This is a genomic window from Cystobacter fuscus, assembly GCF_002305875.1.
In the GTDB taxonomy this organism is placed as follows: domain Bacteria; phylum Myxococcota; class Myxococcia; order Myxococcales; family Myxococcaceae; genus Cystobacter; species Cystobacter fuscus_A.
On the sequence record NZ_CP022098.1, the window covers coordinates 10,605,949 to 10,621,019 of the forward strand.

Consider the following 15,071-nt stretch of genomic DNA (forward strand, 5'->3'; position numbering starts at 1 on the left):
AGTAGAGGAAGAAGCACGATGTACACCCCCTCTTCGTCCATGCCCCTGAGCGCCGCCATGGCGGCGCTCGTCCTGGCGCTCGGCGTCGCGGCCCCCGTGTCCGCGCTGCCGGGCGGTGGCCGCACGCCCCAGAGCATCATTGATGCGCAGTCCGACGCTCCGCCGCAACTCAAAGGCGTGGACGTGCAGGAGCACCTGGGCGAGCTGGCGGCGCTGGAGACGGCGTTCACCGACTCGTCGGGCAAGCCGGTGCAACTGCGCGACGTGTTGCCGCGCACGCGCCCGGTGCTGCTCACGCTCGTGTATTACAACTGCCCGCTGCTCTGTAACCTCATCATCAACGAGCAGATCCGCACCATGCGCGAGCTGGGCCTGGTGCTGGGCAAGGACTACGAGGCGGTGACGGTGAGCATCGATCCGCAGGACACGCCCGCGCAGAGCCTCGAGCGGCGCCGGCGCCACCTGCAGTCCATGGGTCTGCCGGAGACGGCCCCGTGGCACTTCCTCACGGGTACCCAGGAGAACATCCAGCAGCTCGCGGACGCGGTGGGATACAAGTACACCTATGACGCGTCGACGCGGCAGTATGTGCACCCGGCCGTGGTGATGGTGCTCACCCCCGAGGGCGCCATCTCGCGCTACCTCTACGGCACGTCCTTCCAGCCCAAGGACATGAAGCTCGCCCTGCTCGAGGCCGCGGGAGGCCGGGTCGGCACCAGTTTTGATCGCATCGTCCTGACCTGCTTCAAGTATGACACCGCCACCCGGCGGTACGGCTTCTACATCTTTGGATTCCTCCGGATAGGCGCGCTCATGGTGTTCGGCGCGCTCGCGAGCATGCTCGCCTACTACTGGAGGCGTGAGCTGAAGAAAGGCACAGCAGCATGAACGAGTTGCTGAACAACATCCTGTTCCTGCCGGAGCAGGCCTCGACCTTCGCGGAGCGTGTGGACAATCTCCACATCTTCGTCGTCACCGTGACGATGCTCAGTTCGCTCGCGGTGGGCACGGCGGCGCTCTACTTCTTCTTCCGCTACCGGCGCCGCACGCCGGAGCAGCTGACGGAGTACGTCATCCCGTCGGTGAAGACGGAGTTCCTCTTCGTCTCGCTGCCGCTCATCTTCTTCCTCACCTGGTTCGTCATCGGCTTCCGGGACTTCGTCTTCGTCACCACGCCGCCCAAGGACGCGATGGACGTCTACGTCATGGGCAAGCAGTGGATGTGGAAGTTCGCCTACCCGGAGGGCCCCAACGGGGTGAACGTGCTGCACGTGCCGGCCAACCGTCCGGTGCGTCTGCTCATCACCTCGCGTGACGTCCTCCACTCCTTCTTCGTGCCGGCCTTCCGCATCAAGATGGACGCGGTGCCGGGGCGCTACACGCAGACCTGGTTCGAGGCCACCAAGCCCGGCACGTACCAGATCCTCTGCACGGAGTACTGCGGCCTGTCGCACTCGAAGATGCTCGGCGAGGTCGTGGTTCTCTCGCCCGAGGAGTGGGACGCGTGGCTGAAGGAGCAGCGCCGCGGCGACCTGGCCAACCGCCAGGACGCGCTGGCGGACCTGAGCCTGGCGCCGCAGCCGGCGCGCATGGCCGAGCAGGGCCAGAAGGTGGCCGCCGAGGTGGGGTGCTTCAAGTGCCACACCGTCAATGGCGAGCCGCACATCGGACCGACGTTCCTGGGGCTGTACGGGCGGCAGGAGACGCTGCAGGACGGCAGCGCCATCCGCGCGGACGAGGCGTACATCACCCAGTCCATGATGGACCCGGGAGCCCACCTGGTGACGGGCTACGCCAACGCCATGCCCACCTTCCAGGGCAAGCTGACGGGGCCGCAGACCGCGGCGATCGTCGAATACATCAAGACTTTGCGCACTCCGGACATCCGCACCACCGGCGCTTCTCAAGGACCTGTCTATGAGCCCATCCAGCAGTAGCATCGCAGCCGAGCCGGGCGCCGTGCCCGCGCCGGGTGAGCATCACGATCACCACCCGAGCTACCTCGTCGATGGCACCACGGTGAAGTCGTGGCTGCTGACGCTCGACCACAAGCGCATCGGGGTGATGTACCTCATCTGGGTCCTGCTCTTCTTCCTCGTGGGCGGCATCTACGCCCTGGTGGTCCGCCTGGAGCTGTTGACGCCGGGGCCGACCATCGTCGACGCGATGACGTACAACCGCGCCTTCACCATGCACGGCGTGGTGATGATCTTCCTGTTCATGATTCCGGCCATCCCCGGCGCCTTCGGCAACTTCATGCTGCCCTTGATGCTGGGCGCCAAGGACGTGGCCTTCCCGCGGCTCAACCTGCTGTCGCTCTACCTGCTGCTGTCCGGCGCGGCCATCGCCATCTGGGGCATGCTCAACGGCGGCATGGACACGGGCTGGACGTTCTACACGCCCTACAGCACGCACACGACGACGACGGTGGCGCCCATCCTGTTCGGCGCGTTCATCATCGGCTTCAGCTCCATCGCCACGGGCCTCAACTTCATCGTCACCACGCACACCATGCGCGCCCCGGGCATCACCTGGTTCCGCATGCCGCTGTTCGTGTGGGCCATGTACGCCACCGCGTGCATCCAGGTGCTGGCGACGCCGGTGCTCGGCCTCGTGCTGCTCCTGGTGGTGGGTGAGCAGCTCTTCCAGTTCGGCATCTTCGATCCGGCGCGCGGCGGAGACCCGGTGCTCTTCCAGCACCTGTTCTGGTTCTACTCGCACCCGGCCGTGTACATCATGGTGCTGCCGGCCTTCGGCGTGATGAGCGAGGTGGTCGCCGCGTTCAGCCGCAAGAACATCTTCGGCTACCGCGCGGTGGCATTCTCGTCGCTGGGCATCGCCTTCGTGGGCTTCTTCGCCTGGGGCCACCACATGTTCGTGTCGGGCCAGTCCACGTTCAACGCGGGCGTGTTCGCGGTGCTGACGATGCTGGTGGGCGTGTTCACCGCCATCAAGGTCTTCAACTGGGTGGGCACCGTCTACAAGGGCGCGGTCGACTTCAAGACGCCCTTCGCCTACTTCTGCGGCTTCCTCTACTTCACCGTGTTCGGCGGCATGACGGGCGTGGCGTTCGCCACGGCGTCGCTGGACGTGCCCTGGCACGACACCTACTTCGTGGTGGCGCACTTCCACTTCATCATGGTGGGCGCGACCATCATGGCCTTCATGGCGGCGCTCCACTACTGGTTCCCGAAGATGTTCGGGAAGACGTACCACGAGGGGTGGGGCCTGGTGTCCGCGGCGCTCATCATCCTGGGCTTCAACGCCACGTTCATCCCCCAGTTCCTCCTGGGGAACGCGGGCATGCCGCGGCGCTACTACGAGTACCCGGAGCGCTTCCAGACGCTCAACGTGGCCTCCACCACGGGCGCGACGCTGCTGGCGTTCGGCTTCCTCATCACGGCCATCTACCTCACCTACTCGCTGGTGTACGGTGAGAAGGCCTCCTCCAACCCGTGGAACAGCCGCGGCTACGAGTGGCTGACCGAGTCCCCTCCCCCCACCCACAACTTCATCGGTCCGCAGCCCGTCTACACGGACGAGCCCCACTTCTACGTGGACCGCGAGAAGGCCGAGGTGCCCGATGCAGTCTAGTTCCGCCGCCCCGGCGCACCACGCGCCCGGGGTGCCCCCCGTGCCGACCGTCGCCGCCCACTTCGCCTCGCTCGACGTGCAGCAGCACGCGGCGCGGCTGGGCATGTGGCTGTTCCTCGCCACGGAAATCCTGCTCTTCGCCGGTCTGTTCGTGTGCTACGCGAACTACCGCTTCATGTTCCCCGAGGGGTTCGCGGCGGCCAGCCGTCACCTGAACCTCGTGCTGGGCACCGTCAACACGCTGGTGCTCATCACCTCGTCGTTCACCGCCGCCATGGCGGTGCACTACGCCAAGGAGGCGAAGAACCGGCAGGTGGTGGTGATGTTCATCCTCACCATCCTCATGGCGCTCGGCTTCCTCGTCATCAAGTACTTCGAGTACTCGCACAAGATCCACGTGGGGCAGCTGCCCGGGCCGTACTTCACGGACACGGAGCCGTCACTGCAGGTGCCCGGCGTGCCGATGTACTTCACCATCTACTTCCTCTCGACGGGCCTGCACGGCTTCCACGTCATCATCGGAATGATCGTGCTGACGTGGGTGGGGCTCAAGGCGAACCGCAACGAGTTCAGCGCCCGGAACTACACCGCCGTCGAGCTGGGCAGCATGTACTGGCACCTCGTCGACCTGGTGTGGATCTTCCTCTTCCCCATGCTGTACCTCATCTAAGGGAGGCCTCAGCTCATGTCCGCGATGGCCAATGAATCATCCAAGGAAGCGCAGAACATGCAGGAGGAGCACCACGGTGGCGCGACGAAGTACGCCATCATCTGGGCGGCTCTGATGGTGCTCACCGTCGTCACCGTGCTCACCGGCCGCATGCACCTGCCGAACTGGGGCCTGGCGCTCGCGCTCGTCATCGCCTCGGTGAAGGGCGCGCTCGTGGCGCTGTACTTCATGCACCTGGCGGATCACCAGGGCGCCAACCGGATCGTGTTCATCACGTCCATGGTGTTCGTGGTGCTGATGCTGCTCTTCACCCTGTTCGACATCGGCACGCGCTTCCGGCCCACGCTGGCCGCCAGCGGCACGCCGATCGCCTGGCCGGTGGAGACGGGCCAGTCCATGCCCTACAACACCACGGGCACGAACGAGGCCCCCGAGCGGCGCTCGCACTAGCCGCCCGCCCACCGTCTTCATCGAACGCGGCGCCGTGGACCCCGTCCCCGGCGCCGCGTTTTTCTTCGTCCGGGGTTATCCTCTCCCCTTCATGGACTGCACCCGCTGTGGCGCCTGCTGCGTGGCGCCCGACATCGCCGCGCTCGACAAGCCCCTGGGCCTGCGCTGCCCGCACCTCGGCGCCGACAACCTGTGCACCGTCTACGAGCGGCGCCCCCAGGTGTGCCGCGACTACCAGCCCGACGCGGTGTGCCGCCTCATCGAGGCCCCCACGCTCGAGGAGCGCGTGCACAAATACCTCGCCCTCTTCGAGCTGACGGCCGAGGCCGACGACGTGCGACAGCGCGGTTGTTACTCGATGCGTCACGCCCGCCGCGGGTGATATCTGCCCGTCCGTGTCCTTCCAACCCACCGAGCCCTTCGCTCCCGCGCGCTTCCTCGCGTCCCCCCACGCGCAGACCATCTACGCCTCGCTCGTGCGCCCCACGCACGCCCCGCCCCTCAAGCGCGAGCGCTGGGAGCTGCCCGACGGGGACTTCGTCAACCTCGACTCCTTCGACGGGCCCCCGGGCGCCCCCCACCTCGTGGCCCTGCATGGGCTCGAGGGCTCCTCGCGCTCGGGCTACATGAACGTCACCCTCACCGGCGCCCAGGCGCTCGGCTGGGGCGCCACCGCCCTCAACTTCCGCTCCTGCGGCGGGGAGACCAACCGGCTCGCGCGATCCTACCACTCGGGTGACATCGAGGACGCGCTGTCGGTGATGCGGCACCTGCGCCAGCGCCACACCGGCCCGCTCTACGCGGTGGGCTTCTCGCTCGGCGCCAACGTGCTGCTGCGACTGCTCGAGGACACCGGGGACGAAGCGCCCGTGGATGCCGCCGCCGCCGTGAGCGCGCCCTATGACTTGAGCATCTGCTCGAAGGCGATCGACGGGCCCGGGCCCTTCCAGAAGCTCTACCGCGACCGCTTCCTGCGCACCCTCAAGCAGAAGGCCCGCGAGAAGCTGCGCCTGTTCCCCGGCGCCTTCGACGGCGAGGCCCTGGAGCGCGCCCGCACCCTGCGCGCCTTCGACGACGCCGTCACCGCGCCGCTGCATGGCTTCCGCGACGCGGCCCACTACTACGAGGTGTCCTCCTCCGGCCCCCTGCTCCACGCCATCCGCCGCCCCACCCTGCTCTTGAGCGCCGAGGATGACCCCATCATCCCCGCCTCGACGATTCCCAGGGACGTGTCCGGCAACCCCCACCTGCACCGCGTGGTGACCGCCCAGGGCGGCCACGTCGGCTTCGTCGCCGGCGGCGCCCTCACCCCCCGCTTCTGGGGTGAAGCCCAGGTGCTGGCCTTCCTGTCCGCGCGAAAATGAAGCAGCCCGACCGGCCCCCACCGGTCGGGCTCCCCCTCGGGCCCCCCTCCCGCCCCCCTCCCGCCCCCCTTCTTCCCCCCCGAGACGGCCCGTTCCCCCCTTCCTGGCCCTCCCGTCACGAGCTCCCCCTCCCGGTGCCGCCTCCCCCTGCCCGCGCGGCACCGTCCCCCCGCTCGCGACAGGAAGCCTTAGCAGCCGCCGTGCCGAGCCCCACGCGGCGGGCACGCCCTCGACTTTCCAGGGGGTTGGCGCCACGGCCTCGGGGACGAGGGAACGCGTTGGCCCTCGGGTGGGAAGACTTCTTCCCTCTTCGGAGCACGGCCTTCTCCCCGTCTCGTCCCGGGCGGCGGGCTCAGGCCTCGCCGGTGGGAGGACGGAGGACCCGCAGCAGGTGCTGGGCGAGCAGGTCGCGCGTGGCGCGTTGTAACTCCCCGAGCAGGACATGGAGTCCCTCGGCCGAGCCGTCCCGCACGTCGCGCACGCGCTCCTCGCTGCCGTCGAAGACCCGCAGGCGCCCGGGCACCAGGGTGATGAGGGGCTGACGCGGGTAGCGCCGCTTGAGCAGGCCCAGCATCAGCGGATGGTCCTCGTCCGGCCGGCGCGCGTCCACCACCACCAGGGCCGGCTCCTCCTCGGCGAGGGTGTCCAGCACCTCGTCCGCGTCCGACAGGGCAATCACCCGCAGGTCAGGCTCCGCCAGGAGGCGAGACAGCAACTCCCGGGAGGGCCGATGGGGGCTGAGGATGACGAGGCGGCGCATGAAGGCGTGCAGGCTAGAGGCTTCCGGGCATGAAGAGGAGACTCTCGACGCCTTCGTTCTCCCGTGGACCACCGCTGTACACTCCCCTCCTCGCCCGGCGAACGGGCCCACGTGGGCTTCGAGGCCACTCCACCCTACACCAGTCCGCCAGGGGAGCGAGCGGCCGCGCTTTCCGAGCTGCCAGCACCCGCGGATCGGGGCGACTTGGAAGGTCCTATGCTGGCGTGGGTTCGTGAATCGGGTTACTCCGAACTCCCCCCCTCTGCCGATGGCGACCGAACTCCACTTCGACTGCGGCACCCTGGTGGCGCCCACCCTGCCCGACGATGGCGCCCTGCGCGCCCTCTTCCAACGGGATGCGCGCACGGGCGTGTACCGGAGCGAGGCGCGGCACTACCGGCAGGTGGTGCTGCGGCTGCGCGAGCTGGGCGAGGCGTACGAGGACCGGGCCCGGCGCTTCGAGCCGCTGGAGGTGGACCTGACGGCCCCGGTAGAGCCGTTTCCCCACCAGAAGGCCGCGCTGGAGGCGTGGCTGAAGGCCGGAGGGCGCGGACTGGTGGAGCTGCCCACCGGGGCGGGCAAGACGCTGCTGGCGGTGCTCGCCATCGTCCAGGTGAAGCGGCCCACGCTGGTGGTCGTCCCCACGTTGGATTTGATGACGCAGTGGCAGGGGGTGCTGTCGCGGCACCTGGGCCAGGCGGTGGGCATGCTGGGCGGAGGGGTGAGTGATCGGCAACCCCTCACGGTGACGACGTACGACTCCGCGGCGATGCAGACGGAGTTCCACGGCAACCGCTTCGGGCTGCTCGTGTGCGACGAGTGCCACCACCTGCCCGCGCCAAGCTACCGCTTCATCGCCGAGGGCTCGCTCGCGCCCTACCGGCTGGGCCTCACCGCCACCCTGGAGCGCACCGACGGGGGCGAGCGCGTGTGCGAGGAGCTGCTCGGGCCACTGGTACACCGCACCGACATCCGCGAGCTGCAGGGGCGCTTCCTCGCCCCCTACGAGGTGCGCCGCATCGAAGTGCCCCTCACGCCCGAGGAGCAGACGCGGCATGACGAGGCGCGCAAGCTCTACCTCGGCTTCATCCGCCAGCGCGGCATCCGCTTCGACGTGCCCGAGGGCTGGGCGCGCTTCCTCGCGGAGAGCCAGCGCACCGAGGAGGGCCGCGCCGCCTACCGGGCCTACCGCGAGCAGCGCCGCATCGCGCTCACCTCCAGCGCGAAGCTGGACGTGCTCTGGCGCGTGCTGCTCGAGCACCGCGAGGATCGCACGCTCGTCTTCACCGACGACAACGAGACCGTGTACACGCTGGCGCGGCGGCTCCTGCTCCCCGCGCTCACGCACCACACGCCCGTGCCCGAGCGCAAGGCGTTGCTCGCCGCGTTCGCCAGCGGGGAGCTGCCCGTGCTGCTCACCTCGCGCGTGCTCAACGAGGGCGTGGACGTCCCGGAGGCGCGCGTGGGCGTGGTGCTCAGCGGCAGTGGCAGCGTGCGCGAGCACGTGCAGCGCCTGGGCCGCATCCTGCGCCAGCGCCCCGGCAAGCGCGCCCTCCTCTACGAAGTCTGCTCGGCGCAGACGGCCGAGTCCTCCATCAGCGAGCGGCGGCGCCAGCACCGCGCCTACCAGGAGGAAGGGGGCGAGGCATGCTGACGCGCGAGCTGCTCCTCTTCCGCACGCGCGACGCGAAGCTGCGGCCCACCTTCGTCCGGCGCGACGACCCGGCGCTGCTCGCGCTCGCGGGCGAGCTCATCGCCAGCGTGGAGGCGGGACGAAGCCAGTCGCGCGACGAGGTGGAGGAGACCCTGGCGCTGCGGGCCGGCGCCCATGCGCGCCCCAAGGTGGCGCGGGGGCTCGTGAAGCTGCTGGTGGACCGGATGCGCTTCGACGAGCCCGCCGAGGGGGCCATGGAGGCACGCGCCGTGACCTTCCGGGAAGCGGCCCGGGTGCGGCTCGCCCTGCCCGCTGGCGCCTCCGTGGAGCACTACGAGGAGCGGCTCGCCGCGCTGCTGCCCCAGCCCCTCTCCGAGCTGCGCGAGGCCCTCTATGCCGACCTCCCAGGTCACCGCGCCCTCCTGGACTGGGAGGCGCTCGACCCCGCGGAGCTGTTGGATCGCTACAACCTCGCGCTCGCCCAGGGCCCGCTGTTCGACGCGCGGCGGCTGACGCTGCGAGCGCGGGCACCGGAGCTGCTCCGGGTGCGCAAGGTGCTGCGCTGGCTCAAGTTCTGCCGGCTCGTGGCCGAGGTGCGGCGCGAGGGCGAGGACTGGGTGCTGGAGGTGGAGGGCCCGGGCGCCATGCTGTCGCTGCAGAAGAAGTACGGACTGCAGCTGGCGAACTTCCTGTCGGTGGTGCCGGTGCTCGCCCGCTGGCAGCTCACCGCCGCCCTCGAAACGCCCCGGCGCCGGGTGACGCTCGTGCTCGACGAGAAGGATCCCCTCGTGTCACCTCATGGGTCCGCGCTCGGACATATTCCCCCGGAGGTGGCATCGCTCGCCGAGGGCTTCGAGGACGCGGAGTGGGAGCTGGATCTGCTGCCCCTGCCCCGCAACGTGGGAGCCACGGGACTGTGTGTACCGGATGTCACCTTCCGCCACCGCCAGACGCGGCGCGAGGTGGCGCTGGAGCTCTTCCATGCCTGGCACGCGGGCCCGCTGGCACGGAGGTTGGAGGAGTTGCGCTCACGGCCAGATGAGGGATTGTTGCTGGGAGTAGACCGAGCGCTCGCCAAGGGCACCCAGGAGCGCGAGACACTGGAGGCACACCCACAGGTGGTGCTCTTCCATGGTTTTCCATCGGCGAAGAGACTGCGCGCGAGGCTCTCCCCGTGAGACGACGCTGCTGCCTACCCGTTCTTCTGCCCCAGGTGCGCGGCCACCAGGCTCAGCACGCGCAGCGAGTTGCGATCCAACTGGCGGGCACGCCGCATCAGGCGGCGCAGCTCCGCAGGCTCATTGGCCTCGGGGGGCGGCGCGGGAGGCGTCCAGGAGGTGGGACCCTCGGTGGACAACCCCAGGGCCTCGTCGGCGGACAGCGACAGCACGGCACACAGCTTGCGGAAGGTGGGGACGCTCGGAAGCATGTTTCCCCGCTCCAGGCGCCCGTACACCTCCGTGGCGATGCCGACTCGCTCCGCCACGTCTTCCTGTGTGAGGTTGAGGCGCTGCCGGGCTGCGCGCGCGCACTCTCCCAGCCTGGTTGCCAGCTTTTTTGCCATTGTCCCGGGACCCGAGTGGTTCACCGGTGGCAATATGACTCGGGAGGTTGGTTTCCCAGGACGACTGGGGTAGTATGTCCGTCCGAGGACCCATCACGTTACATACCCAGCCCGGGAGGTCCTGGATGACCGCGGACGCCACGCCCTCCTATCTCTTCGTCGACGAGGATCCGCTCCAGCTCTCCGCGCTGCGCCGGCTCCTGCGGGACGTGCCCGGCACCAAGCGCTCGGCGACGAGCGCGGAGGAGGCGCTGCGCATGGCGGAGGAGGAGCCGCCCTCGGTCGTCATCGCCGCGTACATCCTGCCCGGTATGGATGGGTTGTCATTGATCGCGGCCCTGAGGAGCCGCACGCCTGGAGTGCTCTGCGGTCTGCACACCACGCAGTTGCCGGGACGCGACATCATCCCGCCCGGCATCACCATCCTGCTCAAGCCCTGTCCTCCGGAGCGCCTGCGGGCCTTCCTGCTGTCGGGCTCGGGCGGCGCGCCGAAGTGAGCCGTCTCAGGACTTGTTCTTGGCCGCCTCTTCCATCTTCTGGCGCAGGCTCAAGGGGCGCATGTCCGTCCACACCTCCTTGATGTACTCGAGGCACTCGGCCTTCTGCCCCTGCTTGCCGGCATCCTTCCAGCCCAGGGGAAGCTCGCGGTCCGCGGGCCAGATGGAGTACTGCTCCTCGTGGTTGACCACGACCTTGTAAACGGTGGTGTCTTCGGCGTCGCTCATGCGGCCCATTCCACCCCGCCGGACCAGCGGGGGTCAATGGCCACGTGGGCCCCGCCGTGAAGAGGTGGGCACAACCTCTGGAGTCGGAAGACGGGACTCACGGGAAAGGGCCCGCGCATACGCCAGGGCCACGCGGGTGAAGCGCGCGCCGCCAAGGCCCGTCACGTACTGGCGGACCATGGCACGGGTGGCCCCCACGTAGAAGAGGGCACGGCGCGTGCGCTCCAGCTCCCGCTCCTGACGTCCCGGCCGCCCCTCCATCCACGCCATGTCGTCCAGCGCGTCCACGCCACAGAAGAACACCACGGGGCTCTCGTGCCCCTTGCAGGAGAAGGCCGTCGTCACCCGGAGGTAGTCCACCTTCCCCACGCTGAAGCCCGCCACGTCCTCGCCGCCCCGGCCTCCGAAGGCCACCGCCTTGAGGCCCTCGCGCTCGAGCGCCTCGGCCAGCCGCGCGGGCCGCACCGGCGCCACCACCAGCACGTCCGCGGGCCGCACGCCCTCGTGGGCCTGCAGCCGCTTCACCTCGCGCACCAGCCACGCCTCCTCCGCCTGGGGCGAGTCGAAGGCACGCACCACCGGCACCAGCCCCTCGCGCTCGCTGCTCTGCAGCCGGTACAGGCCGTCCACCCCCGCCACCGGCTCCTCCAGCAGGCCCTGCTCGCGCAGCTCGCTGGCGCGCATGAACTCGCGCATGCCGGGGTTGCCCACCCGGTGCAGCCCGAGCGGATCCAACACCACGTTGAAGGCCAGCTCGGACACCTGGCGCGTGGAGCGGAACGTCTCGCGCAGCACGCGCACCCGACCGGTGAAGTCGAGCCCGTCCGGCAACTCCTGGCGCAGGGCCTCCACGGGGCTGTGGCCGTAGACGTTCTGCGAGTCGTCCGCGAAGAGCAGGAAGGCCTTGAGCGGAGGCCCGCCCTCGCGGGAGAAGGGACGGGCGAGCCCGTAGAGGTGGGCGAGTTCCCTGGCGCTCAGGTCCTGCGCCTCGTCCACGAACACGGCGTCGAAGCTCTCCGGGGCATAGCCGCCCGTGCCCGTCATGTGCATGAGCGTCACGCGGTGGAGCATGAACGAGGCGCGCCGCCCGAGCCGCCGCCGCAGCGCCGCGTCCACCAGCCGCGTGAGCAGCGGGGTGAGCGCCTTGTTGAAGAAGGACACCAGCACGCGCGCCTCGGGGTGCTCGGCGAGGTAGCGCGCCACCCAGTGCGCCAGCACGTACGTCTTGCCGCTGCCCGCCACGCCCCGCACCAGGTGGTGCCCCTCGTCGAAGCGCCGCTCGAAGAGCGACACCTGCTCCTGGGTGAACAGGGGCCCCATCTCCTTGAGCGAGTCGATCTCCTGGCCCAGCGCCTCGGGCCTCCGCGCCTCGCGCGCACGCACGCCCGGCATCACCAGCAGGGGCTGCAGCGCGAAGCGCGGCTCCAGGCGCGGCGCCACCGGGGTGAGCAGCTCCAGGAGCTGCGCGGGAATGGCCGCCTCGGACTCGGCGCGCGAGGACAGGACGAAGAGGTACTCGCGCGCGCGGCTCGCCGCCACGTTGAGCATGGGCGTGAGCTCGCTCGGGGCGAAGGGGCGCCCGGCCGCCACCGTGTCCACCACCACCACGTCGTACTCGGTACCCTGCTGCCGGTGGATGGTGGACGCCTGGAAGCGCGACTCGTGCCAGCCCTTCTCCTCGGCCATCGCGCGCAAGAGCGCCGCCTGCGCCCGGTAGGGCGTCACCGCCAGCACCTTGAGGCCCGCCTTGAGCGCCGGCGCGGCCAGCGTCATCACCAGCTCCGCCGAGAAGGGCCGCCGGTAGCCATGCCCCGAGTCCCCGCGCTCGTGGCACACCCGGCGCACATCCCGCGTGGCCTCGTCCAGCACCACCCAGCACGCGCGCGCCGCCGGAAAGCTCTCCACCTTCTTGGGCTCCCGGGTGCGCGGCCCCTCGCCATCCTCCAGCATCCCCGCGTAGCTGAAGTGGCTCACCACCGCGCCAATCTGTGGGTGCATGCGGTGCTGCGTGCGCAACAGCAGCACGTGGGGCAGCTCCGCCGCCGCGCGCGCGTCCTCCAGGTGCGACAGGGGCGAGCTGCGCATCCACGTCTGCACCGGCCGCTCCACCCCCTCCAGCGCCCGGCTCACCGGGCCAATCTGCTTCGGGTCTCCCCCCAGCAGCACCTTGCGCGCCAGCGGCGCGAGCAGCCCCACCGCCGCGCGCGACACCATGCCCGCCTCGTCCACCACCAGCCGATCGAAGCGCTCGGCGCCCTCCAGCTCGGAGACGAGCCGCAGCGCCCGGTGCACGGTGAGCACCATGAGGGTGGCATAGCCCTCGCGCGCGACGAAGAGCGTCTCGTCGGTGAGCCCGTCGCGCACCTTGCGCAGCTCCGCCTTCACCACCGCCAGGCGCGAGGACGAGGCCCCCTGGAGGTACTCCTCGCGCACGCGCTCCTCCATGTGCGCGATGCGCGCCGCGTGCTTCTGGTAGCTCGAGTCATGGAGCACGGCGGGAAAGGCCCGGGTCAGCTCCTGGCCCACGCCCAGGCCCCCGCGGAAGACGCGGCAGGTGGTGTCCGGCGCGTGCAGGGCCCCGGCCTTGGACAGCATGCGCGCCACGCGCAGCGCGAGCGTATCGGCGGCGCGGTTGGTGGGCGCCACCGCGAGGATGCGCTCGCCGGGGTTGTCCTGGACGGCCCGGGCGAGCAGCCGCGCCATCGTCTCCGTCTTGCCCGTCCCTGGGGGGCCCCAGAGCAGGGCCCAGGGCTTGTCCCACAGGTGCTCGGGGCCCTGGCTGGGGCCGGTGCCATCGTCCGGAATGAGGCCACGCACCCGGTCCAGGGCCTCGCGCACCCGGGGGCCCCGCGCGTCGTAGGCCTTCGAGGCGGCCAGCAGCGCCTCGGAGAAGTCATAGGGCTGGAAGGCCCAACGCTCCGCGGAGAGCACCTCGGGCTTGATGTGGCCCAGCGAGCGCGTGGAGAGGAAGACGCGCCCCGTGGTCGGATCCAGGTGGACGATCTCCCCCACGAAGCGGCGCTCGTCCGGGAGGAAGCCGATGAGCTGACCGCCGCTCCAGCTCGGGTCCGCCGCGGGCAGGGGCGTCAGGCCGAGCATCGACTCGTCCTCCAGCCGCACGTCCACGGCGCCCTTGAGCATCACCCACCGGTACTGCGCGCGCTCGCTCTCCAGGGCGGACAGCAGCTCCTCCGGCAACACCGAGCGCACGACGAGATCGCCGGATTCGGCAGCGGCCGCCGGAGCGCGGGCCGACGATGTCTGTGCGGACTCTTTCCCCATCATTGCGGGCCGGACGAGAAGGGACCTCATGCTGCCTGGAGGAAGCACGAAGGAAAAGCCACCTCGCCCGTCCTTCCCGGCGCATGGCTGGTTGCTTCCACCCCCCCACGAGAAACGGACCTCGGGCCGGAGCGTCCGTTACAGTGGAGGGTACGGCCCCCCATGAAGCTCTACGCCCTCAGTGATCTCCATCTCCGCCACGAGCACAACCGCCGGGCGCTCGAGTCGCTCGCCCCCCATCCCGAGGACTGGCTCATCGTCGCGGGCGACGTGGGAGAGCGGTTGGAGGAGCTCGACTTCGCCTGGCGCACGCTGACGGCGCGCTTCCGCCAGGTGGTGTGGGTGCCCGGCAACCACGAGCTGTGGACGGTGTCGCGCGAGCCTTCCGCCCCCCGAGGCGAGGCGCGCTACCAGCAACTGGTGGCGCTGTGCCGCGCCCACGGCGTGCTCACCCCGGAGGATCCCTACCCGCGCTGGCCGGGAGAGGGGCCGCCCCGCATCCTGGCGCCGCTCTTCCTGCTCTACGACTACTCGTTCCGGCCGGACTATGTCTCCGAGGAAGGCGCCGTGCAGTGGGCCATGGACTCCAACGTGCTGTGCACCGACGAGGCCCTGCTCCACCCGGACCCCTACCCCTCACGCGCCGCCTGGTGCGCCGCGCGCGTGGAGCACACCCGCGCCCGCCTGGAGGCGCTGCCGGGCGACTGCGCCACGGTGCTCATCAACCACTTCCCGCTGCGCTACGAGCACGTGCGCCTGCCGCGCATCCCCCGCTTCTCCCTGTGGTGCGGCACGAAGAAGACGGAGGACTGGCACACGCGCTTTCGCGCCGAGGTGGTCGTCACCGGCCACCTGCACATGCCCGCCACCCTGTGGCGCGATGGCGTGCGCTTCGAGGAGGTATCGCTCGGCTATCCGCAGCAGTGGACGTGGCGCGGCGACATCTCGCGCTGCCTCCGGGAGATCCTCCCCGGCACTCCGCCCTGACGGGGGTGCTATACCCGGCTG

General features: G+C 70.0%; 15 protein-coding genes. 11 read left to right on the forward strand and 4 right to left on the reverse strand.

The window, feature by feature from the left end:
* Window positions 1–18 precede the first annotated feature (18 nt).
* The 7 genes from CYFUS_RS43045 to CYFUS_RS43075 all read left to right on the forward strand — a co-directional run bounded on the left by CYFUS_RS43045 (window position 19) and on the right by CYFUS_RS43075 (window position 6,078).
* Entirely contained in the window at window positions 19–888 is an 870-nt protein-coding gene (locus CYFUS_RS43045) for an SCO family protein (RefSeq protein ID WP_095990505.1), read from the forward strand.
* The gene (gene coxB, locus CYFUS_RS43050) at window positions 885–1,937 is read left to right on the forward strand and encodes a cytochrome c oxidase subunit II (RefSeq protein ID WP_095990506.1); all 1,053 of its coding nucleotides are present in this window, start codon (window positions 885–887) and stop codon (window positions 1,935–1,937) included. The genes CYFUS_RS43045 and coxB overlap by 4 nt, the downstream gene beginning before the upstream one ends.
* Entirely contained in the window at window positions 1,918–3,594 is a 1,677-nt protein-coding gene (locus CYFUS_RS43055; protein ID WP_095990507.1) for a cbb3-type cytochrome c oxidase subunit I, read from the forward strand. The genes coxB and CYFUS_RS43055 overlap by 20 nt, the downstream gene beginning before the upstream one ends.
* Window positions 3,584–4,264 carry a cytochrome c oxidase subunit 3 family protein gene (locus CYFUS_RS43060; protein ID WP_095990508.1) on the forward strand — a complete coding sequence of 227 codons (681 nt, stop codon included), beginning with the start codon at window positions 3,584–3,586 and terminating at the stop codon, window positions 4,262–4,264. The genes CYFUS_RS43055 and CYFUS_RS43060 overlap by 11 nt, the downstream gene beginning before the upstream one ends.
* Window positions 4,265–4,279: 15 nt before the next feature.
* The gene (locus CYFUS_RS43065) at window positions 4,280–4,714 is read left to right on the forward strand and encodes a cytochrome C oxidase subunit IV family protein (RefSeq protein WP_095990509.1); all 435 of its coding nucleotides are present in this window, start codon (window positions 4,280–4,282) and stop codon (window positions 4,712–4,714) included.
* A gap of 91 nt (window positions 4,715–4,805) precedes the next feature.
* Window positions 4,806–5,096 (forward strand): YkgJ family cysteine cluster protein, encoded by a 291-nt coding sequence (locus CYFUS_RS43070; protein WP_020917748.1) that lies wholly within the window; start codon window positions 4,806–4,808, stop codon window positions 5,094–5,096.
* A 13-nt stretch (window positions 5,097–5,109) separates the two neighbouring features.
* Complete coding sequence (locus CYFUS_RS43075) at window positions 5,110–6,078, forward strand: YheT family hydrolase (protein WP_095990510.1); 969 nt, start codon at window positions 5,110–5,112, stop codon at window positions 6,076–6,078.
* Between the two features lie 352 nt (window positions 6,079–6,430).
* Here CYFUS_RS43075 and CYFUS_RS43080 read toward each other — a convergent pair whose 3' ends face one another.
* On the reverse strand, window positions 6,431–6,838 hold the full coding sequence (locus CYFUS_RS43080; protein ID WP_095990511.1) for a response regulator: 408 nt from the start codon (window positions 6,836–6,838) through the stop codon (window positions 6,431–6,433).
* 268 nt (window positions 6,839–7,106) lie between these two features.
* On the opposite strand from CYFUS_RS43080, the gene CYFUS_RS43085 reads away from it, so the two are divergent.
* Together CYFUS_RS43085 and CYFUS_RS43090 are read left to right on the forward strand one after the other, a co-directional pair.
* On the forward strand, window positions 7,107–8,492 hold the full coding sequence (locus CYFUS_RS43085; protein WP_095990512.1) for a DEAD/DEAH box helicase: 1,386 nt from the start codon (window positions 7,107–7,109) through the stop codon (window positions 8,490–8,492).
* Window positions 8,486–9,670, forward strand: a complete 1,185-nt coding sequence (locus CYFUS_RS43090) for a DUF790 family protein (protein WP_095990513.1) — start codon at window positions 8,486–8,488, stop codon at window positions 9,668–9,670. Before CYFUS_RS43085 ends, CYFUS_RS43090 begins: the two co-directional genes overlap by 7 nt.
* Before the next feature lie 14 nt (window positions 9,671–9,684).
* Here CYFUS_RS43090 and CYFUS_RS43095 read toward each other — a convergent pair whose 3' ends face one another.
* Window positions 9,685–10,056, reverse strand: coding sequence for a helix-turn-helix transcriptional regulator (locus CYFUS_RS43095; RefSeq protein WP_095990514.1), 372 nt, complete (start codon window positions 10,054–10,056; stop codon window positions 9,685–9,687).
* 125 nt (window positions 10,057–10,181) lie between these two features.
* Between CYFUS_RS43095 and CYFUS_RS43100 the strand changes: the two genes are divergently transcribed.
* Window positions 10,182–10,553 (forward strand): response regulator, encoded by a 372-nt coding sequence (locus tag CYFUS_RS43100; protein ID WP_157758981.1) that lies wholly within the window; start codon window positions 10,182–10,184, stop codon window positions 10,551–10,553.
* A 6-nt stretch (window positions 10,554–10,559) separates the two neighbouring features.
* Here CYFUS_RS43100 and CYFUS_RS43105 read toward each other — a convergent pair whose 3' ends face one another.
* Window positions 10,560–10,781 carry an MbtH family protein gene (locus CYFUS_RS43105; protein ID WP_095990516.1) on the reverse strand — a complete coding sequence of 74 codons (222 nt, stop codon included), beginning with the start codon at window positions 10,779–10,781 and terminating at the stop codon, window positions 10,560–10,562.
* Window positions 10,782–10,814: 33 nt separating this feature from the next.
* The gene (locus CYFUS_RS54185) at window positions 10,815–13,991 is read right to left on the reverse strand and encodes an AAA domain-containing protein (RefSeq protein WP_269770180.1); all 3,177 of its coding nucleotides are present in this window, start codon (window positions 13,989–13,991) and stop codon (window positions 10,815–10,817) included.
* A 234-nt stretch (window positions 13,992–14,225) separates the two neighbouring features.
* Between CYFUS_RS54185 and CYFUS_RS43115 the strand changes: the two genes are divergently transcribed.
* Window positions 14,226–15,050, forward strand: coding sequence for a metallophosphoesterase family protein (locus tag CYFUS_RS43115; protein ID WP_095990518.1), 825 nt, complete (start codon window positions 14,226–14,228; stop codon window positions 15,048–15,050).
* The last annotated feature ends 21 nt before the right edge of the window (window positions 15,051–15,071 follow it).

Bases quoted from the DNA above. Each gene is read 5' to 3' on its own strand.
- CYFUS_RS43045 (WP_095990505.1), top strand. From the start codon at position 19: ATGTACACCCCCTCTTCGTCCATGCCCCTGAGCGCCGCCATGGCGGCG.
- coxB (WP_095990506.1), top strand. From the start codon at position 885: ATGAACGAGTTGCTGAACAACATCCTGTTCCTGCCGGAGCAGGCCTCG.
- CYFUS_RS43055 (WP_095990507.1), top strand. From the start codon at position 1,918: ATGAGCCCATCCAGCAGTAGCATCGCAGCCGAGCCGGGCGCCGTGCCC.
- CYFUS_RS43060 (WP_095990508.1), top strand. From the start codon at position 3,584: ATGCAGTCTAGTTCCGCCGCCCCGGCGCACCACGCGCCCGGGGTGCCC.
- CYFUS_RS43065 (WP_095990509.1), top strand. From the start codon at position 4,280: ATGTCCGCGATGGCCAATGAATCATCCAAGGAAGCGCAGAACATGCAG.
- CYFUS_RS43070 (WP_020917748.1), top strand. From the start codon at position 4,806: ATGGACTGCACCCGCTGTGGCGCCTGCTGCGTGGCGCCCGACATCGCC.
- CYFUS_RS43080 (WP_095990511.1), bottom strand. From the start codon at position 6,838: ATGCGCCGCCTCGTCATCCTCAGCCCCCATCGGCCCTCCCGGGAGTTG.
- CYFUS_RS43085 (WP_095990512.1), top strand. From the start codon at position 7,107: ATGGCGACCGAACTCCACTTCGACTGCGGCACCCTGGTGGCGCCCACC.
- CYFUS_RS43090 (WP_095990513.1), top strand. From the start codon at position 8,486: ATGCTGACGCGCGAGCTGCTCCTCTTCCGCACGCGCGACGCGAAGCTG.
- CYFUS_RS43095 (WP_095990514.1), bottom strand. From the start codon at position 10,056: ATGGCAAAAAAGCTGGCAACCAGGCTGGGAGAGTGCGCGCGCGCAGCC.
- CYFUS_RS43100 (WP_157758981.1), top strand. From the start codon at position 10,182: ATGACCGCGGACGCCACGCCCTCCTATCTCTTCGTCGACGAGGATCCG.
- CYFUS_RS43105 (WP_095990516.1), bottom strand. From the start codon at position 10,781: ATGAGCGACGCCGAAGACACCACCGTTTACAAGGTCGTGGTCAACCAC.
- CYFUS_RS43115 (WP_095990518.1), top strand. From the start codon at position 14,226: ATGAAGCTCTACGCCCTCAGTGATCTCCATCTCCGCCACGAGCACAAC.